General features: G+C 33.1%; 1 pseudogene. It reads left to right on the top strand.

Annotation, left to right across the window (positions count from 1 at the left end):
• Positions 1-254: 254 nt before the first annotated feature.
• A pseudogene (locus VQ048_RS12470) lies at positions 255-538 on the top strand (PKD domain-containing protein); the annotation flags it as partial.

The raw sequence follows: 538 nt of genomic DNA, 5'->3' as shown, positions 1-538 counted from the left end.
GATTTACAACATTTGGTTGAGAAGGAAGAGGAATAATTCAATACATTTCAATACTATACGAAGACGGTTCAGAATCATTTGAATCGTCTTTTGTTATAGGTATAAGCTTTCCAATCATTTTGTAGCAATTTTATGGAGTGTGGTGATTATTAATCACAAAAAAATAAAAAAAGTCTTGCATACTTCATTATTTTTCTATAATTTGCGTTGTTGAGTATCCATAATTGTTTTATGGATTGCAAATAAGTGATAGTATGAAAAAAATTAAACTTATTTCATTTCCAAAGTTTGATTCCAAAATCTACTGGACATTTGGAGCTTTTCTACTCGTTGGAATTATCCTTTTAATAACGCAATACTATCGTCATGTAGACTGCGAAAAAGCAAACTATTTTATTCATTCTGAAGACTGGTCGGTTCATCAAGTGGTTGAACTTTATGACAATACTCCTGGGGCTCAAACTTGGAAATGGGATTTTGGTGATGGCTCAGCCACGGACATTCGTCAGCATACTTTCCACAGATATGACAAACCTGG

It is taken from the genome of Bergeyella anatis, assembly GCF_036016955.1.
GTDB lineage: Bacteria > Bacteroidota > Bacteroidia > Flavobacteriales > Weeksellaceae > JAYWXI01.
Note: the sequence above shows the minus strand (reverse complement) of the source record. Positions and strands in the feature narration are given on the sequence as shown.